The organism is Aeromonas sp. 604443, assembly GCF_049170315.1.
Lineage (GTDB): Bacteria > Pseudomonadota > Gammaproteobacteria > Enterobacterales > Aeromonadaceae > Aeromonas > Aeromonas veronii_A.
On record NZ_JAAKMI010000001.1, the window covers coordinates 244,703 to 271,065 of the forward strand.

Below are 26,363 nucleotides of genomic sequence, written 5' to 3' on the forward strand. Positions count from 1 at the left end.
GCCGCGCGTCGGGCGTTCAACTCACCAAGAGGCTTTTTATATTTATTTCAATTGATTGCAGCTAAAACTTGGCTAGATGTTCGACTCCTGATGAGGATCATCAGCAGCATATTCCCGTAGCTGGCGGCTGCGCAGCAGATACCAGAGCGCCCAGAGGCTGGCGACCAGCACCAGCGCGGTGGGCCAGCTGAACGACCACTTCTGCAGATTGAGGCTGTGCAACTGCATCAACAGGCCGCTGACGGCAGAGCAGAGCAGCAGCAGCGGGCTGTGGCGCCGGAGTCTGGCGCGAATGCTCTGGGTCTGCTGATAGGTGCCCCCGCAGGCGAGCAACGCCAGCATGGCGGGCACGTCGGTCAGCAGGCTGATGTAGAGGGTGATCTTGTCCGGATAGAAGAGGGTCAGGATCTCGCTGCCGCTCTCGCGGGTGACCCCTGCCATCAAAAAGAGCCAGACCGAGCGGGTCAGCAACAGGGCGATGGGCCAGAACCAGAGAGGCGGGCGCAACTGGCCGTGATCGTCATATCGGTGTTCGGGGTAGAGGGTCATGGTTGCCCGTTATCCACTTGAATTGAGTGATGAAGGGGATATGGGGCGACGAAGCGTCCTTTGCAAGGCGTTGGGCGTGGCGCAAATTAATCGGGGGGCCATGCCCCCCAATCCGCGAAAAGTTGTCTTGTGCCGAGCGGCTGGCGTTACAGCCACCCCTTGCGCTTGAAGAAGAGCCCGGTGCCCAGCGATGACATCACCATCAGCACCAGCGAGAGGGGATAGCCATACTCCCAGGCGAGTTCAGGCATGCGGCCGAAGTTCATGCCGTAGATACTGGCGATCAGGGTCGGCGGCAGGAAGATCACGGCGGCAACCGAGAAGATCTTGATCACCTTGTTCTGCTCTAGATTGGTCACCCCCATGGAGGCCTCCAGCTGGAAGTTGATCTTGTCGAACAGGAACTGGGTGTGAGGCAGCAGTGACTCCACGTCGTGCAGCATCTCGTCGATCCACTTGTTCTGCTCGAGGCTCATGCGCTGGCGCAGGCTGCGTTTGAGGAAACGCAGGGCGCGGCGGGTATCGTGCAGGGAGAGACGGATCTGGCCGTTGGCCTCTTCCTGTGCCAACAGCTCCTTGAGCATAGGGTTGATCTGATCCGGCTCGAAGATCTGATCGGCGGTGTTTTCCAACGTCTTGTAACCATCTTCGATAAGATCGGAGAGGTACTCCACCTTGAGGTTTTGTACCTCCAGCAGGATATCGAGGGCATCCTCCACCTCCAGCCGATCCTGGCGCATATAGTGGCGCAGCAGGCGCACCAGCCCGATGTCATCTTCACGAATGCTGATCAGCAGGTTGTTGCGCAGGGTAAAGGAGACGTGGACACCCTTGGTGTCACGACCGATCCGCTGGGGAAACAGGGAGTGAATGTGCAGACCATCGGTATCCCAGTAGAAACGGGCGGATGCTTCGATGTCGTCGAGCTCCTCCTTGTCGGGAACCTCTTCCAGGAACAGGCCCGTCAACCATTCTCGCTCTGCCGTGTCCGGCTTGTAGGCATCCAGCCAGACCGTGTTGTCAGGTACTATGTCGTCAGGCCCGAGCGTGACTATGTCCAGCACCTTGTTATTGAGAATGTAGGCGGTGATCATCTGTCCCCCCTTAAAAAGTCATGGGTAATCAGGGATGGTTGCACAGGTCATGCGGCCTTAGATCGCTGAAGAAGGCGATCCCGTGGATAAGCAGATCGGGCCGATGGAAAACCTGAATGCGGCGAACTATACAGGGGTGGGCCCCGCTTGTCAGGGGCTATTCATCAGGGATTCAGCTTGTTTGTCCAAAAAAACAGCGAGGTCGGATCACCTTAGCAGCCATGCGGTGTAGAACCAGCCTTTGGCGGGGGGAGGGATGGCTGGGGCTGCTTGTTGCCGCTACCCCGCTTCATCAGATATTGGGATAGTTGGGCCCGGAGCCCCCTGTGGCGGTATCCAGACGATGTTTTGGGGCTGAGTATCTTTGATGTCACCGCATCTTGGCATCGCCGTATTCCATCACATATTGGGATAGTTGGGCCCGGATCCTCCTTGTGGCGGTGTCCAGACGATGTTTTGGGACTGAGTATCTTTGATGTCACCGCATCTTGGCATTGCCGTTCCATCACATATTCGGATAATTGGGCCCGGAGCCCCCCTGTGGCGGCGTCCAGATAATGTTTTGACTGGGATCTTTAATGTCACAGGTTTTGCAGTGAATACAGTTGGCGGCGTTGATCTGCAGTTTGGCCGCGCTTTCCATTTCCAGTACCTCAAACACCCCGGCCGGACAGTAGCGTTGGGCGGGTTCGGCCCAGGTGGGCAGATTGACCTCGACCGGAATACGCTCGTCCTGCAGCTTGAGGTGACAAGGCTGATCCTCGTCGTGACTGGTGTTGGCCAGATACACAGACGAGAGTTTGTCAAAGCTCAGCTTGCCATCGGGTTTGGGATAATGGATGGGCTCGCAGCGGCTGGCCACGCGCAGCTGACGGTAATCGTGAGCTTTATCGAGCAACCTGAAGGGCGAGTTTGCGCCAAACAGCCGTTGCTCCAGCCAGTTGAAGGCACCGCCCAACCAGGGACCATAGCGGTGAAGCGCCGCGCCGAAGTTGCGCGCCGCCTTGAGCTCGCGGGCCAGCCAGCTCTGTTGCAGCTCGTCGCCATACTGGGCCAGATCCCGGCCCCCTTCATCGCCACCCCGCAGGGCCATCGCGACGGTTTTTGCCGCCAGCATTCCCGATTTCATGGCGGTGTGGATCCCCTTGATGCGGGAAAAGTCGAGGGTGCCCGCATCACAACCGATCAGCAGGCCGCCCGGGAAGTGCATGCGGGGCAGGGCGTGCCAGCCCCCCTTGGTGATGGCGCGGGCGCCATAGCTGATGCGCTCCCCATCTTGCAACACGCCAGCGATAAGCGGGTGATGCTTGAGGCGCTGGAATTCGTCAAACGGGCTGAGCCAGGGATTCTGGTAGTTGAGATCGACAATCAGCCCGACTGCCACCTGATCCCCTTCCATGTGATAGAGATAGAAGCCACCGTGGCTATTGCCGCCCCCCTGCTTGCCAAGGGGCCAGCCACTACCGTGTAGCACCTGTCCCGCCTTGCCCCGACCTGCTGGCAGTTGCCACAGCTCCTTGAAGCCGATGGCGTAGTGTTGGGGTTGGGCTGGGTTTTCCAGATTGAACTCGGCGATCAGCTGCTTGCCGAGATGGCCGCGTGCCCCTTCGGCAAAGAGGGTGTAGCGACCGAGCAGCGCCATGCCGGGCACATGATCAGCTTTTGGGTTCCCAGCCCGATCCAGCCCCAGATCGCCGGTGATGACCCCCTTGACCCGGCCCGCTTCCATGATAAGTTCGCTGGCGGTAAATCCCGGGTATATTTCGACTCCCAGTTTTTCCGCCTGTTGGCCAAGCCAGCGGCAGAGATTGCCCAGACTGACCACATGGCAACCCTGATTGTGCATCCGGGGCGGCACCGCCCAGGCGGGCAGTTGCAGGGAACGTTGCTCGCTTTGCAGCAGATGCACCTGATCGTCGCTGACCGGCACGCCGAGCGGCGCTTGCTGCCAGCCATCCGGCAGCAGCTCTTGCAAGGCGACGGGATCAAACAGGGCGCCGGAGAGCAGATGGGCGCCAATTTCCGCCCCCTTCTCCAGCAGACAGACAGAGAGAGTGGCATCCTGCTGTTTCAGGGCGATGGCTGCACTGAGCCCCGCCGGTCCGCCGCCGACGATGACGACATCAAATTCCATTGCTTCCCGTTCCATCTTGCCTCTGCGCTCTGGTTGGCCTAGGGTAATGCTGGTAGTTTACGTAAACGTAAAGCAGTTGTAAGCAAAACTGAGCAAGAAAAAGCAAAAAATCAGGGAAGAGCGTACTGCAACAAACGCAGAGGCACACTAATGAATTCAATCCAAAGAGACGAGGCATGACCCCATGAAGCTGCTGGTCGCAATCAAACGGGTAGTCGACTACAACGTCAAGATCCGGGTGAAGGGAGACGGCTCCGACGTGGAGCTCGCCAATGTGAAGATGGGGATCAACCCCTTTTGTGAAATTGCGGTGGAGGAGGGGGTCAGGCTGCGGGAAGCCGGGGTTGCCAGCGAGCTGGTGGTGGTGACCTTTGGCCCTGACGCTGCCGCCGAGCAACTGCGCCATGGGCTGGCGCTGGGGGCGGATCGGGCGCTGCATTATGTCACCGATGAGACGCTCACCCCGCTGACGGTTGCCCGCGCCTTGCACAAGGTGTGTGAGCAGGAGCAGCCGGATCTGGTGCTGCTCGGCAAGCAGTCCATCGATTCAGACAACAATCAGGTGGCTCAGATGCTGGCAGCCCTCAATGATTGGCCGCTGGCGACCTGCGCGTCAGCCCTCAAGGTGGAAGCGGGAGAACTGCTGGTGACTCGCGAAATCGACGGTGGCCTCGAGACCCTCGGCATGCCGTTGCCTGCGGTGGTGAGCGCCGATCTGCGTTTGAATGAACCGCGTTTTGCCTCGCTGCCCAACATCATGAAGGCCAAGCGCAAGCCGCTTGATAGCGCTCCATTCTCGACACTCGCCGTTGAGGTGGCCAACCAGACCCGTTTGCTCGGGGTGATGGCGCCGCCAGCCCGCAGCGCCGGGATCAAGGTGGGCTCGGTGGACGAGCTGGTGGACAAACTCAAACATGAAGCGAAGGTGCTGCCATGAGCGTGCTGATCATTGCCGAACATCATCAGGGCCATCTGGCCGACAACGTGGCACAACTGGTCACCGCCGCCGGATCCATCGGCGGTCAAGTTGACCTGCTGTTGCTGGGGCAGGGGCTGACCGAGGCGGGTGAACAGGCGGCAGCCCTCAGCGGTGTCGACAAGGTTCTGCTTGCCGAGCATCCCCTGCTGGCCGACGGGCTGCTGGATGGGGTGGACAAGCTGCTGGCCAGCTGGTGCGAAGGTTACAGCCACTGCCTTATGGCGGCGAGTGCCATGGGCAAGGCGCTGCTGCCACAGGTGGCGGCTCGGCTCGGGGTGGAGATGCTCTCCGAGGTGACGGCTATCGAGAACAGCGACACCTTCCTGCGCCCCATCTATGCGGGCAATGCCATTGCCAGAGTGGCAAGCTCGGCGCCCGTGAAAGTGATGACGGTGCGGGCCACCGCGTTTGCCAAGGCGGCGACAGGCGGGCAGGCTCCCATCGAGCACTTGGCCGTGCCCGAATTCGCTGGTCGTACCCGGTTGGTCGAGCGCCGCGCGGTGCGCTCCAGCAGGCCCGAACTGACCGCAGCACGGGTGGTTGTCTCAGGTGGCCGCGCCCTTGGTTCCAAGGCGCAGTTTGCCCTGATTGAGGCGCTGGCCGACAAGCTGGGCGGCGCCGTGGGGGCATCGCGAGCCGCCGTTGATGCAGGATATGTCGCCAACGATCTGCAAGTGGGGCAGACCGGCAAGGTGGTGGCGCCCGAGCTCTATATCGCGGTCGGCATTTCGGGGGCCATCCAGCATCTGGCGGGGATGAAGGAGTCGAAAGTGATCGTGGCCATCAACAAGGACAGCGATGCCCCCATCTTTCAGGTGGCGGACTACGGGCTGGTGGGGGATCTCTTCACTCTGCTGCCGGAGCTCACCGCCAAACTGTAAATTTGTCAGAAATGGCTGAGCAGTGGTCGTTTATGCGCTCTGCCCGCCATTTCTGTGCATGTTCCCTGCAAGCCCTGACCCGTTCAGGGCTTTTTCTCCTGCAAGGGGGAGGCAGAGTGACGGTAAAAGGTTGAGCCAGCTCCCAAAAAGCCTTTGATCCGCTGGCTGCTCTTGTGTAAAACCTGACAAGTCATCGATTAATCTCATCCACTCACGGAAAGCGTCATGAGCAAACAGATTTACAACTTCTGCGCCGGCCCCGCCATGCTGCCGGTTGAAGTCATGGAGCGCGCCCAGCGCGAATTTTGTAATTTTCAGGGGCTGGGAGCCTCGGTCATGGAGCTTTCCCATCGTGGCAAGCCCTACATGGCGGTGGCCGAGAAGGCCGAAGCGGATCTGCGCGAGCTGCTGGCGGTGCCGGACAACTACAAGGTGCTCTTCATGCACGGTGGCGGCCGCGGTCAGTTCTCCGCCGTGCCCATGAACCTGCTTGGCGGGGCCAACAAGAAGGCGGACTTCCTGCTGACCGGTGTCTGGTCCCAGAGCGCGGTGGATGAAGCCAAAAAGTATGGCGATATTCAGACCTTCCAAGGGGTTGCCAAGAACGAGCAGGGGATCTCCCACCTGCTGCCGACCCCGGCGTTTCGCGCCGATGCGGCCTATGTTCACTACTGCCCGAACGAAACCATTGATGGCATCGAGATGTTCGACATCCCGGCCACCGGCGAGGTGCCGCTGGTGGCGGATCTCTCCTCCACCATTCTCTCCCGTCCTCTCGATGTGAGCCGCTTTGGCATCATCTATGCCGGTGCCCAAAAAAATATCGGCCCGTCCGGGCTTGCCATCGCCATCGTGCGCGATGACCTGCTGGATCAGGCCAGAGCCGATGTCCCCTCGATTTTTGACTACAAGCTCACTGCCAAGAACGACTCCATGTTCAACACGCCGCCCACCTACGCCTGGTATCTGGCCGGTTTGGTGTTCGAGTGGCTGAAAGAACAGGGTGGTCTCGAGGCGATGGAAGCGCGCAACAAGGAGAAGGCCGACTTCCTCTACGACTATCTCGATCAGTCGAGCTTTTACAGCAATCAGGTGGATGTCAGCTGCCGTTCGCGGATGAACATCCCGTTCCAGCTGAAAAATGCCGAGCTGGACAAGCAGTTCCTGGCCGAATCGGAAGCCGCTGGCCTGCTGGCCCTCAAGGGGCACCGTATTGTCGGTGGCATGCGCGCTAGCATCTACAACGCCATGCCGCTGGAGGGAGTGAAGGCCTTGGTGAGCTTTATGGATGGTTTTGCCAAGCGCCACGGCTGAGAAGAGAGTACTCACATGCTTGCTGGCGGCCTCTCGTGACAACCAGTGAGCCGCTTCCAGCTATTGCAGTGATTCAAGACGCCGGGGATACCCCGGCGTCTTTTTTTCAACAGAACCAGCTCGCTGGCGTTTGCCGTGCGATTTCCCCTGAAAGTGCCCTTGCCGAGCGGGACGCAGGCTGTTAACGTCCGGACAGGCGTTTATTTTTGAGATAGCACAGGAAGTCTATGAATTCGTTGCGTTTGGAACCCATTTCTCGTGTGGTCGGTGAGGTCAATTTGCCCGGCTCCAAGAGTGTCTCTAACCGTGCGCTGCTGCTGGCGGCGCTGGCTCGTGGCACCACCCGTCTGACTAACCTGCTCGACAGCGATGACATTCGTCATATGCTGGCTGCGCTGACCCAGCTCGGGGTCAAGTACAAGCTCTCCGCCGACAAGACCGAGTGTACCGTGCAGGGGCTGGGCCGCAGCTTTGCGGTGAAAGAGCCGGTCAATCTGTTCCTCGGCAACGCCGGTACCGCCATGCGACCGCTGTGCGCCGCGCTGTGCTTGGGCTCCGGTGAATATACTCTGGGCGGCGAGCCGCGCATGGAAGAGCGTCCCATCGGCCATCTGGTGGATGCCCTGCGTGAAGCGGGTGCCCATATCCAGTACCTGAAACACGATGGTTATCCGCCGCTGGTGGTGGACGCCAAGGGGCTGTGGGGCGGCGATGTGCACGTCGACGGCTCCGTCTCCAGCCAGTTCCTGACCGCGTTTTTGATGGCGGCGCCGATGGCGGCGGGCGATACCCGGATCCACATCAAGGGGGAGCTGGTTTCCAAGCCCTACATCGACATCACCCTGCACATCATGAAGCAGTTTGGGGTGGTCATCGAGCACGACAACTACAAGCTGTTCTACATCAAGGGCAACCAGACCTACATCAGCCCGGGTGACTTTCTGGTGGAAGGGGATGCCTCCAGCGCCTCCTACTTCCTCGCGGCGGGTGCCATCAAGGGTAAGGTGCGGGTCACCGGTATCGGCAAGCACAGCATTCAGGGTGATATCCACTTCGCCGACGTGCTGGAGAAGATGGGCGCGCGCATCACCTGGGGTGATGACTTCATCGAGGCGGAGCAGGCGCCGCTGCACGGAGTGGATATGGATATGAACCATATTCCCGATGCGGCCATGACCATCGCCGTAGCGGCGTTGTTTGCCGAGGGGCCGACCTCCATTCGCAATATCTACAACTGGCGGGTGAAGGAGACCGATCGTCTGCACGCCATGGCGACCGAGCTGCGCAAGCTGGGCGTCGAAGTGGAGGAGGGGCATGACTTCATCACCGTGACCCCGCCGACCCAGCTCAAGCATGCCGAGATCGATACCTACAACGATCACCGTATCGCCATGTGCTTCTCGCTGGTGGCGCTGTCGGATACCCCGGTCACCATCAATGATCCCAAGTGCACCTCGAAGACCTTCCCGGATTACTTCGACAAGCTGGCCAGTATCAGCCAGCGTGGCTGATCACTGACAAACCCGTCATCACCGACGCTTCGGGCCCGCGCTGAGCGGGCTTTTTTGCCTTCCTCACCAGCATCGTCATTTCGCTTAGCATCATTTCAATAACTTGCAAGATTGCCATATAAAATAGTTTTGTGATTACTGTAATTTCCTATTTACACATGCGTTGTCGCGGGCTATGTTGAGATTTCCTAATCGTAGTCATCTAGCAGGAAGCCTTGTCATGCAGCATCAAACCGACGACGTTCGTATCAGTGAAATCAAAGAGTTATTACCCCCGGTTGCGGTGCTTGAGAAGTTTCCGGCTACCGAGGTGGCCTCGTCCACCGTTTTTGAATCCCGTCAGGCCATTCACAATATCCTGGCCGGCGAAGATGATCGTCTGCTGGTGGTGATTGGCCCTTGCTCCATCCATGATCCGGTTGCCGCGCTGGAGTACGGCAAGCGCCTCAAGGCGCTGCGCGACGAGCTGAAAGATCAGCTGGAGATCGTGATGCGGGTCTACTTCGAAAAACCGCGTACCACAGTGGGCTGGAAGGGGCTGATCAACGATCCGTACCTCGACAACAGCTGCAAGATCAATGACGGTCTGCGTATTGGTCGCAAGCTGTTGCTGGATCTCAACGACATGGGGCTGCCGACTGCCTCCGAGTTCCTCGACATGATCACCCCGCAATATGTGGCGGATCTGATGAGCTGGGGCGCGATCGGTGCCCGTACCACCGAATCCCAGGTACACCGCGAGCTGGCCTCCGGTCTCTCCTGTCCGGTGGGCTTCAAGAACGGCACTGACGGCACCATCAAGGTTGCCATCGATGCCATTGGCGCTGCCAGTGCGCCGCACCACTTCCTGTCGGTCACCAAATACGGTCACTCCGCCATCGTGGCGACCCGCGGCAACCCGGACTGTCACATCATTCTGCGTGGTGGTCGTGAGCCGAACTACAGCGCCGCCCACGTGGACGAGGTGGTGAAGGGGCTGGAGAAGGCCGGTCTGCCCCAGAAGGTGATGATCGACTTTAGTCATGCAAACAGCAGCAAGCAGTTCAAGAACCAGATGCTGGTGGCCGAGGATGTGGCCGGCCAACTGCGTGCCGGTAGCAAGGCGGTGTTTGGTGTGATGGTGGAGAGCCATCTGGTGGAAGGCCGTCAGGATCTGGTGGAAGGGTGTGAACTCACCGTCGGCCAGAGCATCACAGATGCCTGCATCGGTTGGGCCGATACCGAAGTGCTGCTGCGCAACCTGGCGGATGCCGTTGCAACCCGTAACGCCTGCTAAAGACCGGATTTCGCAGTCGCAGTGACAAAGAGAAAGTGATAACCAGAGGCCGCTATTGCGGCCTCATCTATTCGTATTGCGGTGCTTAAGGCTCAGGGCAGGGCATCGGGCCGGAAGCTGGCGCGGATCTGCGGCACCAGGCTTGATGGGTCGAAGCCTTTCTCTTCGCCCAACACCGGATGGAGCAGGGGCTTCTCTTCTATGGGGGTGATATCCCCCGCCAGCAGCTGGCGAGTCGCCTGACCCATCTGGTAGAGCTGGCGCACCGGCGCAAACTGGGTCGCCAGATTGAGGGGGTCATCGGCGCGGGTGAAGGCCATCATGGGGATCTGGTAGGTGGCATCGCGCGCCGGCTTGTCACCGTGAATCCCCTTGCCGGCGGACATCAAAAACGGCTGGTGATCGCCAAAGGCCACCACCAGATAGCGCTTGTCCGACTGGTCTAGGGTCTTGAGCAGTCGCTCCAGCGAGGCCATGGCATCCACCACCCCTGTGTAATAGGTGTTGAGTAACTGGGTGTCGCTCTCGCTCTGGTTCGGGCAGGCGCCGCTGCGCTCCTGCCCCTGATAGCGGGGGCTATCGAAGGGGCCGTGCCCCTGCATGGTGACCGCATAGGCAAACAGCGGTTGGTCATCCTGTTCGCTGCGTTTGAGCAGGTGGTCGATGAGCGCATCATCGGAGATATAGAGTCCCTTGTGCTCGAGGGTGGAAAAACGGCTGTCGAACCAGCGCTCCTCATAGCCGAGCGCCGGGATCGCCTTGGCGCGGCCCCAGAATTTTTCCACATAGGGGTGGGCGAACAGGGTCTGGTAGCCGCTCTGTCTGGCGCTCTGGGCCAGCCCCGGCACCTGCTGCGAGAGGTAGTAGTAGGGCACCACCCCCTGCTTGAGCAAGCCCACCGGCAGGCCGGTGTTCATCTCGAACTCCGCCAGTACCGTCATGCCGCCGGTGGTGGGGGAGTGGATGGTCTTTTGCCACTGCTGCACGCTGGCGGGCAGGGAGAGGGTGGGAGCCGGGGCGCAGATCCGCCCCTTCCAGTCGAGCCAGAGCGACTCATATTGCAGTACGATCACCAGATCCCAGCGCGGCGCAATGCCCTGGGGCGGATAACTCAGCTGCGGGGTCAGCTCGTTGATCTGCAAGGGGTAGCGAAACACGCTGCCGCTTTGCAGCATCTCGTCCACCAGATTGAACAGATAGAGGCCGGGGCCGGAGCGGATGATGTCCCTGTGGTAGTTAACCGCGCGATCCACGTAGCGAATGTTGGCCCCCAGCAGCTTGTTGCCGGTCTGGGTGGCAAAGACGCAGAGGGCAAAGAAGGCGACGGTGGCCGCGGCTGTGCGCAACACCCAGCGTGACAGGGCAAAGCGCCAGCAGAGAAACAGTGCCAGTAAAACGGTGAAGATGGGTAGGATGGGGTGCTGGTCGAGCAGGATCCGCAGCAGCGCCAGCAGGTTGCCAAAATCGTCCCCGCCGAGCGGCACGCCGTAGATGGCGATCTTCATAAAGTTGGCCAGCAGACCTATGCCTGACAGCGCGGTAAAGACCAGCCCCATATAGAGGTTGAAGCCCGCCAGTGCGCAGAGGCTCCAGCCCAGCACCATGCTGCCCCAGGCCAGATAGTAGTGCTCCGGCCGAAAGCCTGACCAGAGCAGAAACTCCCCCAGCTTGAACACCACGAAGCCGTGCAGCAGCACGAAGGTGAGGTTGCCGAGCAGCAGGCTGCCGATGATCCGCCAGCGCAGGCTGCGGCGCAGCTTTGGCAGCACCGTTTTGAGCACGGCGGCGCTCAGGGCCAGCACTAGGGTCAGGCTCACCACCAGATAGGTGAGGTTGAAGCCCTGCTCCGGCAGGGTTTGCAGGATCTGGCTGAAATCACCGCTCTCGGGGCGATCCTTGAGCAGCAGACCGATGCGCAGCTGATAACGGCTGGCCAGTGCATCGTCCGGTGCCCGCAGGGTGCTGTTGAGATCCAGCGAGCAGCGGTTATTGCGGCACACCTGACGCTTATCCACCGCCTGACTGAGCTGGTCGATCCGCTCCCCCTTGTCGTTGAGCAGCTCCACTCGCACCTTGTCCCCCGCTTGCAGCGGCCCCCGCAACAGCCACTGGCTGCGCACCACCAGATAGAGGCCGCGGCTGTCGCTTTTATAGAGCAGGGCGTGGCGGGTGAGGGTGGCCAGCGGATTGTCGGCGGGGCCCAGCACCAGCGGTTGGGCACGGCCCAGCCAGCTGCCGGGATTGATCAGCGGTAATAACAGCGTCAGCAGCAGCAATCCGCCCAGCAGGGCCAGTAGCCCGGAGGACAGACTCAGGGCACGGGGGCGGCCTGAGGAGGGGCGATTCATATAAGCTCATCCTTTGAGCGAGTAAGGGAGAGATCGTTCATCCGTATAGAGTTTGACCCGATGGTGCGGGCCTTGTTTCAGCTTGTCAATTTAATGACCACTTAATGAATATTTGGTTACAGCCCAACCTTGCAAATTGTGATCCCGATCGAGGGGTTGTTCGGAATATGTGATGAAAGCGTCATCATGGGGTTTTGCCACTGGCTTGGGAGGGAGCTGCTGTTTAGTCTCTCGATAGCGACTGGAGGTACATGTATGAATCCCAAAGTGATGGCACGTCAGGCCAGATTGCTGCGCATGCTGGAGAGCAAGGAAGAGATCCGGATCGGACGCGAGCGCGACTGCCCGCTGCCGCTGGCCCAACTGGTCAAGCTGAAGGATACTCATCCCGCAGTGGTCAAGGTCTATCGCCACGGTCTCACCGCCGAGGTGTTTCACCTCAAGGTGGAGGGGCATCACTGGTGCCTCAAGCGGCGACGTCAGGATTCACTGGTGGCCAACCTCGATGGCAAGACCGCCTTTCTGACCGAGCTGGAGCGGCGGCGTGAAATCGAGGCGCTGCGCGAGCTGCATCCCACCGTCCTCTCCCACGTGGTTTGCACCAGTTTCGGCTCGGCGCGGGCCGGGGTACTGGTCTCCCCCTGGTTGCGGGGTGTGCCGGTCCATCAGCTCAACGAACGCAATCTGGCCCAGATGCTGGAGGTGCAGGGTGAGCTGGCCCGCTGGGGCTGGTTTGACTGGGACCCGAGTCCGGGCAACCTGCTCGATGACGGCGAGCAGATCTGCGTGTTCGACTTTGGCTATATGTGGACCTTCGATCCCCGCTTTGAATACAACTCCAACGGTCTGGTCGATCCGCAGTTCCATGTACCGGAGCGGCTGGAGACCCGCACCCTCTCTGGACTCTGGCTCGATGAGGCCGATCCTCTGCCGCAATTTCGCTACTGGCGTGAACTCTGCCTCAAGTGGGTCAAACGGGAGATCCACCACCTGATCCGCGAAGGGGCCAGCGCGCCCGTGCTGGCCCGCCTGCACGCCCTGCAGGGGGAGTGGAGCGCCGCGCTGGTGAGCGACGAGGCGCTGGTTGCCAACTGGTGGCGGGACATGTATCGCAGCCACCGGCTCGATGTGGCCGATGATCTGAGCGGCCAGAGCTGCGGCCCGCTCACCCTGCGTCGCCTCGACTGGCTGATGCAGGCGGTGACGGATCACTATTCGCTGCTGGTGGACAATCTCTCGCCTCAGGAGACGGAGCTGGGCCAGACCGGGCTGCTGGCCCGCTTACAGCAGCTGCGCCGGGAAGCCGTCGCCTGTCAGTTGCCAGCCACCAGCCTTGCCTGAGCCAATACCTTTGCGGAGTACAAATGAACAGGGCGCCGTGTTGGCGCCCTGTTGCATGGCCGGAATTGCCTCGCGGTGAGGGTCAGTCCAGCAACTCCTGATGGAGGCGGTTGACGATATTGCCCGCCTCGCTCTCCTTGACCAGGAAGCAGAGGTTGTGGGCGCTGGCGCCGTAGCAGATCATCCGGATGTTGTGCTCGCGCAGGGCGTCAAAGACCTGACTGCCCACCCCGTTCACTTCGCTCATCCGGTTGCCGATGAGCGCCACCAGTGCCAGACCGGTTTCCACCTCCACCTTGCAGAGCTGGCCCAGCTCGGCCAGTACCTTGTCGCTCAGGATCGGCTCGCCGTTACTCTGGCTGCCGGTGTGATCCAGGGTCAGCGACACGCTCACTTCCGAGGTGGTGATGAGATCGACCGAGATGCGGTGACGGGCCAGAATGCCGAACACTTCGGCCAGAAAGCCGTAGGCGTGGAACATGTTGAGGCTGTGCAGGGTCACCAGCACCTGCTGGCGGCGCAGGGCGACGGCGCGAAACAGCGGGCTTGAATCTGTGCTGGCGCGGATCCAGGTACCACCGGCGGCAGGATCCTTGGCGGAGCCGACAAACACCGGAATATTCTGGCGTACCGCCGGTTGCAGGGTGGCGGGGTGCAGCACCTTGGCGCCGAAGGTGGCCATCTCGGCCGCTTCGACAAAGCTGATTTCGGGGATCGGGCGGGCGCGGGTGACGAGGCGCGGATCCGTGGTGTAGATGCCGGGCACATCGGTCCAGATCTCGATACTGGCGGCATCGAGCGCTTCGGCCAAGAGGGCTGCGCTGTAGTCAGAGCCGCCGCGTCCCAGCGTGGTGGTGCGGCCATCGCCATCGGCGCCGATAAAGCCCTGGGTGATGATGAGGCTGTCGCCAAGCTGCGGGCCCAGCGTCTGCTGGCAGAGGGTACGGGTGGTGGCCAGATCGACGGTGGCCTTGCCAAAGCGGCTGTCGGTGCGCATCAGCTGGCGCACATCCTGCCAGTGGGCCTTGACGCCGCGCTGGCGCAGCAGCTCGGTAAAGAGGCGGGTAGACATCAGCTCGCCGCAGGCGATGAGGCGATCGGCCAGCTCCGCATCGGTATGCTGGTGGGCTTGCTGGGCCATGAGGCGAATGTCGTCCAGCTGGCCATGAATGAGGGCGCTCACATCAACAGGGTTGCCGAGATCGGTCAGAATGGCCTGCTGGATCCCGGCCAGTTTGGCCAGTTGCTCGTCGCGGCCCGCTTCGTCCAGCTCCCCTTGTGCCAGAGCGACCAGCAGGTTGGTGACACCGGCGCTGGCACTCAGTACCACCACCCGGGTGGCGGGATTGGCCAGCACGATATCGGCGCAGTGGTTCATGGCCGGGAAGTTGGCGACACTGGTTCCGCCAAACTTGGCGACATTGATCGGGCTCATTGCTTACTCCTGTCTTATTTTAAGATTCCGGTTCCATCGGGCAAAAAAGAGAGGAGGAGGCTGAAAATGGCAGGAATGAACGAAGCTATCCCGGCCAGAAGCACTCCACCTGCAGAGCCCATCCCGTACCGCCCCTGACAGGGCGCGGTGGGGGATGATCACTACCGATGACAACCCGGGGGATTCAGCCCCCGCAGCCGACGTTGAGGTTACCAGTCTCCTCACTCGTCTCGGCGCTGCTCCCCCTGACCCAAGTTCACCGGACGCTGGCGTCCTCCCTTGGGCTGCCTGGGCAGCGCTCCTCTTCTGGCTCCACCAGGGCGGTGGAGTGCATTTAGAAATACCCTGCGTTGGATTGCACTGTCAATCGAGTTTGTGAAAAAGTTCAAATTGTCGGCTAACTCAACACAGAATCAATGGCTTAGGCAATGGTCTTTGACAAAACCTTGGAACGACGCTGCCAGTTGTAGAGACGCTGGCGCGCCACCGGCAGATCTTCCACTTCCAGCGGATCGAAGCCCCGCTCCCGGAACCAGTGGATGGAGCGGGTGGTGAGCACGAACAGACGGCGAATGCCAAGCCGTTTGGCCCGCTCGGCCACCTTGGCCACCAGCTGATCCCCCCGGTTGGAGTTGCGATAGTCGGGGTGGATGGCGACGCAGGCCATCTCCGCCATCGCCTCTTCCATAAAGCAGTAGAGGGCCGCGCAGCCGATGATGAGGCCATCGCGCTCGATGATGGTGAACTTGTCGATCTCCATCTCCAGCTGCTCGCGGGAGCGGCGCACCAGAATGCCTTCCTCCTCCAGCGGGCGAATGAGATCCAGAATGCCGCCGATATCCTCGATGGTGGCGGCGCGGGCCTGCTCGGCACTTTCCCGCACGATCTGGGTGCCGAGGCCATCGCGACTGAACAGCTCCTGCAACATGGCGCCATCATCCTGATAGCTCACCAGATGGGAGCGGGGCACCCCGCCGCGGCAGGAGGCAATGGCCGCGCGCAGATAGCGTGCTGTGCCGGACATCTCTTCCCCTGCCTGCTCCAGCTCCACCAGCAGCTCTTCGGCCTGCTCGGGGAAGAGCTCGGAGATGGCTTCGCCGCGCCTGTCCATCACCCCCTGGGTGCTGCTAAAGCAGATGAGCTTGTCTGCCTTGAGATCGACCGCCACCCGGCGGGCCACCTCTTCGGAGCTCAGGTTAAAGCTCTCGCCGGTGACCGAGCAGCCGATGGGGGAGATGAGCACCAGACTCTTCTGATCGAGCTGGCGGGTGATCCCCTCCACGTCGATGCGGCGCACCCGGCCGCTGTGGCAAAAGTCGATGCCATCATCCACCCCCAGTGGCTGGGCAGTGACGAAGTTGCCGCTCACCACACTGATCCGCGCCCCCTGCATGGGTGTGTTGGCGAGCCCCATGGAGAGCTGGGCGGTGATGTCATATTGCAGGCCGCCACACACCTGTTTGATGATGGTGAAACTCTCGTCATCGGTGACCCGGATCCGCTTGTGATACTGGGCCTCGATACCGGCGCGGGCCAGCGCTTCATCGTTTTGCGGACGTGAACCAAACACCAGCACCAGGCGTATGCCCAGTGTCTGCAGCAGGGCGATATCGCTGACGATATTGGCGAAATTGGGGTGGCAGATGGCTTCTCCCCCCATCATCAGCACAAAGGTGGCACCCCGATGCACATTGACATAGGGGGTGGATTGCCGGAAGGCATTGACCAGACTGGGTTCGCGTTCACGCACTTGATATTTCTTCCATAAAAAAACAGCGATTGGCTCAATATATGAAAATTAATTCACAAATCAAGACTAAATATTGATTTTGGCCGTTTCTGGTCTACGAGGGGCGGCTTGGCCGTGCGGATTGTGAAAGGGTGACGGACGGTGCAGATAGCCGCCGGAGCGAGCGGTGAGGGGCCCGCCAGTTGATCCGGCGCGATAAACTGCTATCTTCGATGCTCCTTTTCGTCAGCTGTGTGATTTCACAGGGTTTTATACAAGGACAGAATTCATGGAACAGATTATTTCACCGGCAGAGGCCCTGCCGGGACGACGCGAAGCGATGGTGATTGGTCAGCAGCATGCGGTGAACGGCAACCCGACCCAGGGCCCCTGGCCGGAAGGGATGGCGGTGGCCTGGTTTGGCATGGGCTGTTTCTGGGGCGTGGAGCGCCTGTTCTGGCAGCAGCCGGGCGTCTACTCCACCGCGGCAGGTTATCAGGGCGGCGTGACCCAGAATCCCACCTACAAAGAGGTGTGCAGCGGGCTGACCGGCCATGCCGAGACGGTGCAGGTGGTGTTTGATCCGGCGGTGATCAGCTACGGCGACCTGCTCAGACTGTTCTGGGAGCAGCACGATCCGGCGCAGGGGATGCGTCAGGGCGGGGATATTGGCACCCAGTATCGCTCGGTGATCTTCTATGGCGACGAGAGCCAGCAGATCATTGCCCAGCAGAGCATGGCGGCCTACCAGCAGGCGATGGCGGCAAGCGGCGACAGCCGTGCCATCACCACCCGCATTCTGCCGCTGGCACCCTTCTATTACGCCGAGGATTACCATCAGCAATATCTGGAGAAAAACCCGGATGGCTACTGCGGATTGGGTGGCATTGGAGTCTGCTTGCCGCCCAGCCTGAACCGCTGAACAGGTTTGTAGTCGATTTCTTAATAAAAGTGAAAATAAATGGTCTGAGGGGGGAACTTATTGCGACCAGTCGGGACTAACTAGGTAGCGTCCAGGGATCGGATGCAAAGTCCAGACACATTTCTTGCCTTGATAACCGCCTGATGAATGAACGCACTGGCGGGTTGAAAATGATAGCAAGCAGGGCTGCCCACCAAGGCGGCCCTTTTCCTTATCTGCTGCTTTGAAATCTTGCGTTGGGCGGGAGAGCCGGACGGCAGATCAGCCGATGGCGCTGTCGAACAGGTTCTTGATGAGATCGATAAATTCGATGAGGAAGGTTTTCTGTTCCGGGGTCGGGGCGCGCAGCCAGACGGCAGAGAGCACCTCTTCCAGATCGGCGACCACGGCGTCGGCCTCCTGCATGATGGCGAAACGCACCTTGGGATCGAGCTGGGGGTTTTGCTCGCAAATGGCCATCAGGTTGCTGGCAACACGACCACTGACCAGATCTTCGATGGTCTCTTCACCATCGTTCTGCTGCTGGGATTCAAACAATCCCAAACTCTCCACCAGATACTCGATCAGCGAGATATAGCCTTCACTTTCTACCACCATGGTTGCTGCCTCAATACAGTAACAATACGAAAATTAAGCGTATTTTAGTGGCTTGCCCTAGCTTGGCAAGCAGCAGTGCAGGCGATGGCGAGTAAAACTGACTCCGCCCCGCTCCACGCACTCCAGCCCGGTCAACGTAAAGCCATGTCGTAAAAATAGCTCATAACTGAAGGCGCTGGCCTCGGTGGTGATGAGGGTCATACCGAGCCCTCGGGCCCCCGCGAGCGCCGTGGTGAGCAGCAGATTGCCCAGTCCCTGGCGCTGATGGTCGGCGCTCACATAGAGCAGGCTGAGGTGACCATCGGGGCTCAGAGTGACAAATCCGAGAGGCACATTTGCCTGCTCCGCCACCCAGCCGTGGTGCTCGCGCAGCTGGCTGACAAAGCCCGGATGTTGTGAGCCGAGGGCCCACTGCTCCACCTGCTCGGCGCTGTAGTGCTCGGGGCCGCAGCGTCGCACCGCCTGCTCAAACAGGGTCACGAGAGCGGGGATATGTGCCTCGCCAAGGGGGACAATACAAAGTGCTGGATTAAGTGCTGGGGTCATAAGGTTGGATCGTCAGTGGGGGAGAGGGGGCGCGGCGCCTGTGGCCGTTTGGCTTTGGGCAGACCCGCGACAACCCGCTCATAGGAGTGGTGCACCCAGCCTTGCCACAGATCATCCGGCAAGGTGCTGTTCAGGGTCACTGTGTTCCAGTGTTGCTTGTTCATATGCCAGCCCGGTTTGACCTCGGGGTGGATCTCGCGCAGCAGCAACGCCAGCTCGGGCTCGCACTTGAGGTTGATGGTAAGCGGCTCGGCCTGCCAATCCACCAGCGCGAACATCTTCCCCGCGATGCGGTAGACCAGGATCTCCGGGCCAAACGGGGTATCTTCGATGGCGCCCGGCAGGGTCAGCAGAAAGTGGCGCAAACGGGTCAAATCCATGGAAAGTTCTCGCGCAAGGGGTGATCCGGGTCATGTCAGGCGCATATCTATCGGCGGGCCTGTTCTGTTAATATGCGCGCAGCCGAGTATACCCCCCATCACCAAGGGAGCCTATAGGATGTTGTATCACAAGACTTTCGAACTGGGTCCCGAGCGGGATTGGGTGGTGTTTGTCCACGGCGCCGGTGGCAGCTCCTCCATCTGGTTCAAGCAGCTGCGCGCCTATCGCGAACACTTCAACGTGTTGCTGCTGGATTTGCGCGGCCACGGCCAATCCCACCAGCTGCAACAGGTGGTCAAGGGCCACTACAGCTTTCGGGAAGTGACCGAAGATATCGTTCGACTGCTCGATCATCTCGATATCCGCCGCGCCCACTTTGTCGGCATCTCCCTTGGCACCATCCTTATTCGCCATCTGGCCGAGCTCTGCCCGGAGCGGGTCAAGAGCATGGTACTGGGCGGCGCCATCCTGCGGCTCGATATCCGCTCGCGGGTGCTGGTGCAACTGGGCCGACTCGGCCAGCACTTCCTGCCCTATATGTGGCTCTACCGGCTGTTTGCCTTCATCATCATGCCGCGCCAGCACCATCAGGAGTCGCGCAACCTCTTTGTGCGCGAGGCCCGCAAGCTCTGCCAGAAAGAGTTCAAGCGCTGGTTCCGCCTCGCCACCGAGGTCAACCCGCTGATGCGTTATTTTCGCGAACGCTCCCTGCCCATTCCCACCCTCTATGTGATGGGGGAGGAGGATCATATGTTTTTGGCACCGGTGCGCGAACAGGTGGCCCGCGATGCCAGCTCCTCGCTGGCGGTTATTGAACAGTGCGGCCATGTCTGCAATGTGGAGCAGCCGGAGCAGTTTAATCGCCGTACGCTGGCATTTATTCAATCGCTGGGGAGCGGACGGAAATAAGGATTCATTACGCTGTGCATTCAGGTCATGCTACAGCGGCATTGCAAGCTGGCCGCGAGCAAAGCGCTGCCAACGTGCAATAGATGCCGCTGTCTTGGCGATCGTATAAGCCGCATACTTTCAAGCTACAAGGGGTGATCTGCCCCCCTGATTCTTTATAATGCCCCCCTTTAAAACCGCCGGACCCCGGTTCGGCGCGCGCTGATGGCTGGCTACGTCATCAGGCAGATTATCAGGATTGAGAAACGGTTATGCATACTCTGGAACAGCTGCGTGCGGGTGAACTGTGCGGTGCCCGCCATCTGAAGCTTTGTGAAAACCTGACGGAGTTCCCCACCGAGATTTTGAGCCTGAAAGAGACGCTGGAGGTGCTGGATTTGACCGGCAACTAGCTAAGCACGCTCCCCGACGAGCTGGCCGAGTTTGGCAAACTGCGCATTATCTTCTGCTCCGAGAACCGCTTTACCGAGCTGCCCGAGGTGCTGGGGCGTTGCCCGGCGCTCACCATGCTGGGCTTTAAGGTCAACCGGATTGCTACCGTCTCGGCCAAGGCGCTGCCCGCCGGTTTGCGCTGGCTGATCCTGACCGACAACGCAGTGGAACAGTTGCCTGATGAGCTGGGCCAGTGCGACGCCCTGCAAAAGCTGATGCTGGCGGGCAACCGCCTGCGCGAGCTGCCGGCCAGCCTTGCCAACTGCCGCAAGCTGGAGCTGCTGCGCATCGCCGCCAACCGCATCGAACGCTTCCCCGAGTGGCTGCTCTCGCTGCCGCGCCTTTCCTGGCTTGCCTACTCAGGCAACCCCTTTAGCGAAGGGGAGGAGGCGCGGGCCATCGATGATGCCCATGTCGCGCCCATTGCCTGGGAGACGCTGGCGCTGGGCGAGTTGCTGGGGCAGGGAGCATCTGGCGTTATCCATCGCGCCACCCTTGTGGGTAATACTGCTGATGAAGTGACTCAGGCGAGCGATAGAGGCGATGATAGTCAGGTGGCGGTCAAGTTGTTCAAGGGGGCGGTGACCAGTGACGGGCTGCCCCGCTGCGAGATGGCGGCGTCGCTGGCGGCGGGCACTCATCCCAACCTTATCAAGGTGATAGGCAAGGTGGCGGATCACCCCTCCGGCATTCCGGCGCTGGTGATGGAGCTGATCGACCCGGCCTTTGCCAATCTGGCCGGGCCGCCGAGCCTAGACTCCTGCACCCGGGATGTCTATCCAGAGGAGCTGCATCTGAGTATGCCGGATGCGCTGGCGATGGCCCACGGCATTGCCTCGGTAGCGGGCCATCTGCACCGCGCGGGCATCATGCACGGGGACCTCTACGGCCACAATATTCTGTTTGCCCGTGGGTTTGACGCCCCGGCTCGCGCTCTGCTGGGGGATTTTGGTGCGGCTTCCTTATATGAGCGCAGCGACCGCGAGCGGGCCGTAGGACTTGAGCGTTTGGAAGTGCGTGCCTTTGGTTGCCTGCTTGAAGAGTTGTTGGCCCATTGCGATACGCAAGACTCACCGCTTGATGGGTTGCATCAGCTCAAAGCGGCCTGCCTCTCGGAACTCCCCGCCGATCGTCCCGATTTTGCTTATATCGAGCGCCAGCTGGCGGCCGCTCGCGCCACGCTGTCGTGATCTTTCTGGCGTTGGCGGGCACGTTTTGGCCTGCCAACGTCATTCCTTTCATTCCTTTCATTCCTTCATCGCCATACACCCATGACGTTTTTGCATGGGTTGGTATGTCTTGTCCGTCATAAACGCAGCCAATAGCGCCCATTGCGACAGCGAGGCGCAGGGCATGGGGACGTCCCGTCATTCGCCCGATAACACGCAGAGGCTGCGCGGCAAAAAGGGGGAGGGGAGAGGGTTGCGCGGTGCCGGTTAAGTTGTGATATTGAGGCATCTTTAGTACAGAAGGGTAATAACGATGGAAGCTGCGTTTTGGCATCAACGTTGGGAAGAGAACCGGATTGGCTTTCATCAGGCGGACTTAAACCACTGGCTGCAATCCTGGTGGTCGGCCCAGCAAGCGGACGAGCCGGTGCTGGTTCCCCTGTGCGGCAAGTCCCGCGACATGCTCTGGCTGAGCGCTCAGGGCCATCCGGTCGACGGTTTCGAGCTATCGAGCCTTGCCGTCAGCCAGTTCTTCAGTGAAAACCAGCTCGCCGCTACCGTCAGCGAAGTGGGCCCTTATCAGTGCCATCAAGTGGACAGCCTGCGCATTTTTCAGGGGGATTTTTTCGCCGCCCCCAGTCTGGGTCGCCGTTACCGGCTGGTCTATGATCGCGCGGCGCTGATCGCCCTGCCGACCGCGATGCGTCGCCAGTATGCAGCCCTGATCAGTTCGCTGGTCGAGACCGGTGGCCAGATCCTGCTGGTGACCCTCGAATATCAGCCTGAGCAGCAGAGTCAGCCCCCCTTCTCGGTGGGTGAGATGGAGGTGCGAGCCCTGTTCGAACGGGACTTTCGTATCGAGGTGCTGGGGCGCGCTGCCGAAGTGGATCACCCGCGGGTACTGTCGGGTCAGCTCTCCTACTTCGATGAGGTGGCCTACCGGCTGGTTCGCCGGGGTTAACGGGCAGCTAACGAGCGGCCAAAGGGTGATCTGCGCCGACAAATCATCGGGCTACGCGCTCTTCGCTACCTCCTTTGACGTAGATCAACGTGACTGGCGGGGGGAGTGCCTAATATGAGGCTGTTTCTCAATCACTGTTGGCATTGCAAAGCGAGTATTGGGTCTTTCCCGCTTGCTGATCAGCAACTCAGTGTCTGATTTTCACGCTCATGTTCACTTTTGGCGGCTTTGGTCGCAATTGTTATGGTTTTTCCAGCCGACCCTGATGGGTCGGCTTTTTATTGCCTGCGATATGCCGTGGGAATGGAAAAACGGGGGATGTCGAGGCCTGATCAGGCCTCGAAGGTGGCGGCATTGAGCCGAAATGCCCGTGGATCGTCGATAAACTGGCCGGTGATCCGCTCGTCATGTTCGTGCCCCTGACCATAGCTGCAGAGGATCAGCCGATCGGAGGTGCGCGAACGCAGTTGGGTGATAAAGCGCACCAGATCGGCGCGGCTCAACTTGCCCACCTCGTCGCAGACCCGCTCCCGCTGATCGAACCCCAGATCCTTGTTGCCGATGCTGACCCACAGCCGCTGGCCGCGACTGCGCAGGTTGGCATCCCGCTCGCTCAGCTGGGCTTGCAGCCCCGCCTTGCTCTCCTGCCACTGCTGTTCGGTGAATTCGAGCATGGCCAGTGGGAAGAGGTCGATAAACTCCTCCACCGCATCGAGCAGGATCTGCGGTCCCGCCACCGGCGACTGGATATAGAAGATCAGCCCCGGGTGGCGATTGAGGGGCAGGTTGCCAGCGCCCACCACATACCCCAGTTGCTGGCGGGTGCGCAGCTCGTGGAAGAAGGTGGAGGACATGATGTGGTTCGCCAGGGTAAAGCAGGCGAGATCCCGCGCCCGGGTGGTGCGGGACTGGTAGTAGACCAGCAGTGCCGAGTCCTCGTGATCGCAACCCTGCTCGCGAATAAGGGTGCCCCTGTCCTGAATGGATATGAGCGGGCGGCGTGTCTCGCAGCTCGGCTTGCTGCTGGTGCCATTGATGTCGCTCAGGTGGCGCTCCATCAGGGCGGCCAGCTCCAGTGCTTCGGCGGCAGTCCAGTCGCCATGCACCAGCGCCTCGACATGCACCTCGCCAAACAGCTGTGCCACGAAGCCGGGCATCTCTTCCAGCTCGACGGTGCGCAGGTGGCGCAGCAACTGCTCGAACGGCGGGTTGTTGGGTTGCAGCAAACTGGTGAGCTGGTTAAAGAGTTGGGAGATGGGGCGAGCCTTGGACTGGTTGTCCCAGTTGCGAATGAGCTGCTCTTTGATCTCGGCGAAGCGGCCCGGATCCGGATACCCCAGCGTGCGGTTGCCGAGGATCATGTCGAGCAACAGCGGCTGCTTGTCGGCAAAACCGCTCAGGTTGATGGTAAAGCCCCCCTGATGGGCATAGATCTGGTAGCCCAGCCCCGCCAGCTCCGCCGGATAGGTGAGGGCGTTGAGGTGGTCTGCCAACAGCTCCACGGCGAGGCGCGCCATGGCGATATTACGCGGATTTTTGACCGCATGTTCGCTGTCGATGGAGATATAAAGATTGCCCTTGGGCACGCTGAACAGGTGCTCATGGAGGTGCCAGAGGCGAAAACCGGGGCGATCGATAAGGCAGGCGGGCATGTCGGCGGCAAGCTCTGGCGTGCGCGGATCGAGCCTACTGCTGATAAAGGGGTTGGGCTTGGGTAGCGCCAGCGCCGGATCCGGTTCGCTCTGCTGCCAGCGAATTTTCTCGGCCTCGGTAATGGTTGCCACGCTGTAGGGGGTCTGATACCAGCGGGCCAGCCGATCGGTTGCCACTTCCGGCGCAGTGATGGTGATACGCAGGTTGTGCGGGGTGAGCTTGGCGAGGAAGCGGCGGATCAGCCCCTCGTCATATTCGCGCATCATGTAGTCGCCGTAGAGCAGATCCTCAGGCTGGTAGCTAAAGATGTTGAGCACCAGCCCCGACACCGTATCGAGGGGGCGGCCGCGCTCCTGAAAGCGGAACGCCGAGTCGAGCACGGTCCGTTTTTCGTCATAGCGCCAGCTCTGCAGCCCTTCGCGGCCAATCAGTTTCAGATAGCCAAACAGGGCGGCGAGGATGTCGTCCACATGCTCAAGGCCCAGAGGGGTGAGGCCGAAGTTGACGCCAAAATCCTTGAAGTTGGCGCCGCTGATGCCACCGCCCGCCGAGAGCTGATTGACCCAGCCTTTCGCCTTGAGCAGGGAGAGCAGGCTGCCATCCCCCTCGTAGCCAATCAGATGGCTCAGGAAGGTGAGGGGCTTTTTGTCGTAAAACTCGTCCACATTGGGCAGGGGGAAGCAGAGCGACAGCTTGCGGGTCTCCTTGACCGGATTGATGTGGATGCGCACGCCGAGATCGTCGAGTCGGTAGAGCGGCATGGTGAGGGTCGGGGTTCCCAAATTGCGATTCAAAATGGGAGCAAAGTAGCGACAGCACCACTGCAATTGGGTATCGATGGATTCCGGCGAGATCATCACCAGCGCCATGCGATCCGCGCTGTAGTGGCTTTCGTAAAAACGGATAAGGTCGGAGCGCAGATCCCGTCCCGGCAGATCGGCCAGGGTATCGAGGTTGCCTACCGAGAACTTGGAGAAGGGGTGCGCCGGGTTGACCGTCTCTTTATGCACCTGATAGCTGCGGCGCATGTCGTCCTGCAGCTTGAGGCGATACTCGGAGTCGACCGCGTTGCGCTCCTTGTCCACCCACTCCGGATCAAAGGTGGGGCAGATAAAGAACTGGGAGAAGCGATCCAGCCCTGCTTCGAAGAAGCCGTTGTCGATCTCGAAGAAGAAGTTGGTGAACTCGGTGCCGGTCCAGGCGTTGTTGCTGCCGCCATGACGGCTCATAAATTGCTGGTACTCACCAGGCTTGGGGTAGGTGCAGGTGCCGAGAAACAGCATGTGCTCCAGAAAATGGGCCATTCCCTGCCGGTCAGCGGGATCGTCAAAATGGCCGGTATTGACCGCCAGTGAGGCGGCGGATTTGTCGGTGTCGGGATCACAAATCAACAAGACCCTGAGCCGGTTGGCCAGCTCCAGAAAATGGTATTGCCGATGGTCATTGGGACTGGCATATGGGCTCATTGGCGTGTGACTCACGTTGGATTTATTTGAATTTAAACATGATTATCGACCCCGCTATACCGTCAGGCAAACCCTTTTCTGAGAGGTAGCGCAATTGTTTCCACACCCGTGGCGGGGTAAGATCCCCCGGCTATCAAAACAGGCCCGTTGGGCGAGGTTGTAATGAAGATCTATATCATGCGTCATGGCCAGGCTGGCATGAATGCGAAAACAGATGAACAGCGTCCATTGACCGAGCAGGGTATTGAAGAGTCTATCCAGATGGCCCGCTGGCTGGCGCCTCAGCTGATTGGCCCGCTGGATCGGGTGATCCACAGCAACTATCTGCGGGCACGCCAGACCTGGCAAGCCATATGCAGTGAATTGCCTGACGCAGCAGCCGTTGAAGAGAGTGGCGACATTACCCCTTACGGTGATCCCGCTTTCGTGGCCAGCTACCTTACCACTTTGGCGCAGCAACATGACCAGATCCTGATGGTCAGCCATCTGCCGCTAGTGGGTTATCTGGTGCAAAGCCTCTGTCCGGCCGCAGGAGCACCCATGTTTGCCACCTCGGGGATCGCCTGTATCGAGTGGCACGATGGCAAAGGAGCCTTGCTCTGGCTCGAAGGGCCGCATACAATAGGCTAAAAGTTAATAAAAAGTTATAGATTGAATTTTTTGGGAAGAGATGGGCGAGTTTTCCGGATTTTTATAAATATTTTACGGAATTAATTCGCAGAAGCTGCTGTCATAC

The 26,363-nt window shown here is 60.2% G+C and carries 20 protein-coding genes, 1 pseudogene and 1 riboswitch; of the genes and pseudogenes, 11 read left to right on the forward strand and 10 right to left on the reverse strand.

Going from position 1 to position 26,363, the window contains the following annotated elements:
* Positions 1 to 72 precede the first annotated feature (72 nt).
* The 3 genes from G5380_RS01010 to G5380_RS01020 form a co-directional block, all read right to left on the reverse strand.
* Positions 73 to 549, reverse strand: coding sequence for a DUF2919 domain-containing protein (locus tag G5380_RS01010; protein WP_421352225.1), 477 nt, complete (start codon positions 547 to 549; stop codon positions 73 to 75).
* Positions 550 to 695: 146 nt separating this feature from the next.
* Positions 696 to 1,643, reverse strand: a complete 948-nt coding sequence (gene corA, locus G5380_RS01015; protein ID WP_266133904.1) for a magnesium/cobalt transporter CorA — start codon at positions 1,641 to 1,643, stop codon at positions 696 to 698.
* 505 nt (positions 1,644 to 2,148) lie between these two features.
* Positions 2,149 to 3,792, reverse strand: coding sequence for an electron transfer flavoprotein-ubiquinone oxidoreductase (locus G5380_RS01020; protein WP_421208345.1), 1,644 nt, complete (start codon positions 3,790 to 3,792; stop codon positions 2,149 to 2,151).
* Between the two features lie 169 nt (positions 3,793 to 3,961).
* Between G5380_RS01020 and G5380_RS01025 the strand changes: the two genes are divergently transcribed.
* The 5 genes from G5380_RS01025 (at position 3,962) to aroG (ending at position 9,738) form a co-directional block, all read left to right on the forward strand.
* On the forward strand, positions 3,962 to 4,714 hold the full coding sequence (locus G5380_RS01025; RefSeq protein WP_069553891.1) for an electron transfer flavoprotein subunit beta/FixA family protein: 753 nt from the start codon (positions 3,962 to 3,964) through the stop codon (positions 4,712 to 4,714).
* A complete protein-coding gene (locus G5380_RS01030; RefSeq protein ID WP_406595290.1) occupies positions 4,711 to 5,637 on the forward strand; it encodes an electron transfer flavoprotein subunit alpha/FixB family protein in 927 nt (308 codons plus the stop codon). The genes G5380_RS01025 and G5380_RS01030 overlap by 4 nt, the downstream gene beginning before the upstream one ends.
* Positions 5,638 to 5,862: 225 nt before the next feature.
* The gene (gene serC, locus G5380_RS01035; protein WP_421270293.1) at positions 5,863 to 6,951 is read left to right on the forward strand and encodes a 3-phosphoserine/phosphohydroxythreonine transaminase; all 1,089 of its coding nucleotides are present in this window, start codon (positions 5,863 to 5,865) and stop codon (positions 6,949 to 6,951) included.
* 227 nt (positions 6,952 to 7,178) lie between these two features.
* Positions 7,179 to 8,462 (forward strand): 3-phosphoshikimate 1-carboxyvinyltransferase, encoded by a 1,284-nt coding sequence (gene aroA, locus G5380_RS01040; RefSeq protein ID WP_247822662.1) that lies wholly within the window; start codon positions 7,179 to 7,181, stop codon positions 8,460 to 8,462.
* 220 nt (positions 8,463 to 8,682) lie between these two features.
* Positions 8,683 to 9,738: a 3-deoxy-7-phosphoheptulonate synthase AroG gene (gene aroG / locus G5380_RS01045; RefSeq protein ID WP_421221552.1), complete on the forward strand. Its 1,056-nt coding sequence runs from the start codon at positions 8,683 to 8,685 to the stop codon at positions 9,736 to 9,738.
* A 92-nt stretch (positions 9,739 to 9,830) separates the two neighbouring features.
* On the opposite strand, the gene G5380_RS01050 is transcribed toward aroG, so the two are convergent.
* Complete coding sequence (locus tag G5380_RS01050; RefSeq protein ID WP_421352226.1) at positions 9,831 to 12,086, reverse strand: LTA synthase family protein; 2,256 nt, start codon at positions 12,084 to 12,086, stop codon at positions 9,831 to 9,833.
* A gap of 255 nt (positions 12,087 to 12,341) precedes the next feature.
* Here G5380_RS01050 and G5380_RS01055 point away from each other — a divergent pair, with 255 nt between their 5' ends.
* Positions 12,342 to 13,427 carry a hypothetical protein gene (locus G5380_RS01055; protein ID WP_266133911.1) on the forward strand — a complete coding sequence of 362 codons (1,086 nt, stop codon included), beginning with the start codon at positions 12,342 to 12,344 and terminating at the stop codon, positions 13,425 to 13,427.
* An 82-nt stretch (positions 13,428 to 13,509) separates the two neighbouring features.
* Here G5380_RS01055 and lysC read toward each other — a convergent pair whose 3' ends face one another.
* A complete protein-coding gene (gene lysC / locus G5380_RS01060; protein WP_227340700.1) occupies positions 13,510 to 14,862 on the reverse strand; it encodes a lysine-sensitive aspartokinase 3 in 1,353 nt (450 codons plus the stop codon).
* A 90-nt stretch (positions 14,863 to 14,952) separates the two neighbouring features.
* A riboswitch (Lysine riboswitch) is annotated at positions 14,953 to 15,176 on the reverse strand.
* 107 nt (positions 15,177 to 15,283) lie between these two features.
* A complete protein-coding gene (gene argA, locus G5380_RS01065; protein WP_005345063.1) occupies positions 15,284 to 16,612 on the reverse strand; it encodes an amino-acid N-acetyltransferase in 1,329 nt (442 codons plus the stop codon).
* 268 nt (positions 16,613 to 16,880) lie between these two features.
* Between argA and msrA the strand changes: the two genes are divergently transcribed.
* The gene (gene msrA / locus G5380_RS01070) at positions 16,881 to 17,513 is read left to right on the forward strand and encodes a peptide-methionine (S)-S-oxide reductase MsrA (protein WP_421352227.1); all 633 of its coding nucleotides are present in this window, start codon (positions 16,881 to 16,883) and stop codon (positions 17,511 to 17,513) included.
* A 261-nt stretch (positions 17,514 to 17,774) separates the two neighbouring features.
* Here msrA and G5380_RS01075 read toward each other — a convergent pair whose 3' ends face one another.
* From G5380_RS01075 to G5380_RS01085, 3 genes are read right to left on the reverse strand one after another with little or no spacing between them, the layout of a single operon-like run.
* Positions 17,775 to 18,110 carry a DUF3802 family protein gene (locus G5380_RS01075; RefSeq protein ID WP_005333735.1) on the reverse strand — a complete coding sequence of 112 codons (336 nt, stop codon included), beginning with the start codon at positions 18,108 to 18,110 and terminating at the stop codon, positions 17,775 to 17,777.
* 57 nt (positions 18,111 to 18,167) lie between these two features.
* On the reverse strand, positions 18,168 to 18,656 hold the full coding sequence (locus G5380_RS01080) for a GNAT family N-acetyltransferase (RefSeq protein WP_216948452.1): 489 nt from the start codon (positions 18,654 to 18,656) through the stop codon (positions 18,168 to 18,170).
* Complete coding sequence (locus G5380_RS01085) at positions 18,653 to 19,036, reverse strand: MmcQ/YjbR family DNA-binding protein (RefSeq protein ID WP_421352228.1); 384 nt, start codon at positions 19,034 to 19,036, stop codon at positions 18,653 to 18,655. The genes G5380_RS01080 and G5380_RS01085 overlap by 4 nt, the downstream gene beginning before the upstream one ends.
* Before the next feature lie 118 nt (positions 19,037 to 19,154).
* Here G5380_RS01085 and G5380_RS01090 point away from each other — a divergent pair, with 118 nt between their 5' ends.
* From G5380_RS01090 to G5380_RS01100, 3 genes and pseudogenes are all read left to right on the forward strand, one after another.
* Positions 19,155 to 19,946 (forward strand): alpha/beta fold hydrolase, encoded by a 792-nt coding sequence (locus G5380_RS01090; protein WP_040066426.1) that lies wholly within the window; start codon positions 19,155 to 19,157, stop codon positions 19,944 to 19,946.
* Positions 19,947 to 20,197: 251 nt separating this feature from the next.
* Positions 20,198 to 21,568, forward strand: a pseudogene (locus G5380_RS01095) (leucine-rich repeat-containing protein kinase family protein).
* A gap of 292 nt (positions 21,569 to 21,860) precedes the next feature.
* Entirely contained in the window at positions 21,861 to 22,508 is a 648-nt protein-coding gene (locus tag G5380_RS01100; protein ID WP_421352229.1) for a thiopurine S-methyltransferase, read from the forward strand.
* Between the two features lie 332 nt (positions 22,509 to 22,840).
* On the opposite strand, the gene G5380_RS01105 is transcribed toward G5380_RS01100, so the two are convergent.
* Positions 22,841 to 25,627, reverse strand: a complete 2,787-nt coding sequence (locus G5380_RS01105) for an insulinase family protein (RefSeq protein WP_421352230.1) — start codon at positions 25,625 to 25,627, stop codon at positions 22,841 to 22,843.
* Positions 25,628 to 25,789: 162 nt separating this feature from the next.
* On the opposite strand from G5380_RS01105, the gene sixA reads away from it, so the two are divergent.
* Positions 25,790 to 26,257 (forward strand): phosphohistidine phosphatase SixA, encoded by a 468-nt coding sequence (gene sixA, locus G5380_RS01110; RefSeq protein ID WP_005351311.1) that lies wholly within the window; start codon positions 25,790 to 25,792, stop codon positions 26,255 to 26,257.
* The last annotated feature ends 106 nt before the right edge of the window (positions 26,258 to 26,363 follow it).

Bases quoted from the DNA above. Each gene is read 5' to 3' on its own strand.
- G5380_RS01085 (WP_421352228.1), bottom strand. From the start codon at position 19,036: ATGGATTTGACCCGTTTGCGCCACTTTCTGCTGACCCTGCCGGGCGCC.
- G5380_RS01020 (WP_421208345.1), bottom strand. From the start codon at position 3,792: ATGGAACGGGAAGCAATGGAATTTGATGTCGTCATCGTCGGCGGCGGA.
- G5380_RS01080 (WP_216948452.1), bottom strand. From the start codon at position 18,656: ATGACCCCAGCACTTAATCCAGCACTTTGTATTGTCCCCCTTGGCGAG.
- aroG (WP_421221552.1), top strand. From the start codon at position 8,683: ATGCAGCATCAAACCGACGACGTTCGTATCAGTGAAATCAAAGAGTTA.
- aroA (WP_247822662.1), top strand. From the start codon at position 7,179: ATGAATTCGTTGCGTTTGGAACCCATTTCTCGTGTGGTCGGTGAGGTC.
- G5380_RS01075 (WP_005333735.1), bottom strand. From the start codon at position 18,110: ATGGTGGTAGAAAGTGAAGGCTATATCTCGCTGATCGAGTATCTGGTG.
- G5380_RS01010 (WP_421352225.1), bottom strand. From the start codon at position 549: ATGACCCTCTACCCCGAACACCGATATGACGATCACGGCCAGTTGCGC.
- G5380_RS01030 (WP_406595290.1), top strand. From the start codon at position 4,711: ATGAGCGTGCTGATCATTGCCGAACATCATCAGGGCCATCTGGCCGAC.
- msrA (WP_421352227.1), top strand. From the start codon at position 16,881: ATGGAACAGATTATTTCACCGGCAGAGGCCCTGCCGGGACGACGCGAA.
- G5380_RS01025 (WP_069553891.1), top strand. From the start codon at position 3,962: ATGAAGCTGCTGGTCGCAATCAAACGGGTAGTCGACTACAACGTCAAG.
- G5380_RS01105 (WP_421352230.1), bottom strand. From the start codon at position 25,627: ATGAGCCCATATGCCAGTCCCAATGACCATCGGCAATACCATTTTCTG.
- G5380_RS01090 (WP_040066426.1), top strand. From the start codon at position 19,155: ATGTTGTATCACAAGACTTTCGAACTGGGTCCCGAGCGGGATTGGGTG.
- serC (WP_421270293.1), top strand. From the start codon at position 5,863: ATGAGCAAACAGATTTACAACTTCTGCGCCGGCCCCGCCATGCTGCCG.
- G5380_RS01050 (WP_421352226.1), bottom strand. From the start codon at position 12,086: ATGAATCGCCCCTCCTCAGGCCGCCCCCGTGCCCTGAGTCTGTCCTCC.
- sixA (WP_005351311.1), top strand. From the start codon at position 25,790: ATGAAGATCTATATCATGCGTCATGGCCAGGCTGGCATGAATGCGAAA.
- G5380_RS01100 (WP_421352229.1), top strand. From the start codon at position 21,861: ATGGAAGCTGCGTTTTGGCATCAACGTTGGGAAGAGAACCGGATTGGC.
- corA (WP_266133904.1), bottom strand. From the start codon at position 1,643: ATGATCACCGCCTACATTCTCAATAACAAGGTGCTGGACATAGTCACG.
- G5380_RS01055 (WP_266133911.1), top strand. From the start codon at position 12,342: ATGAATCCCAAAGTGATGGCACGTCAGGCCAGATTGCTGCGCATGCTG.
- lysC (WP_227340700.1), bottom strand. From the start codon at position 14,862: ATGAGCCCGATCAATGTCGCCAAGTTTGGCGGAACCAGTGTCGCCAAC.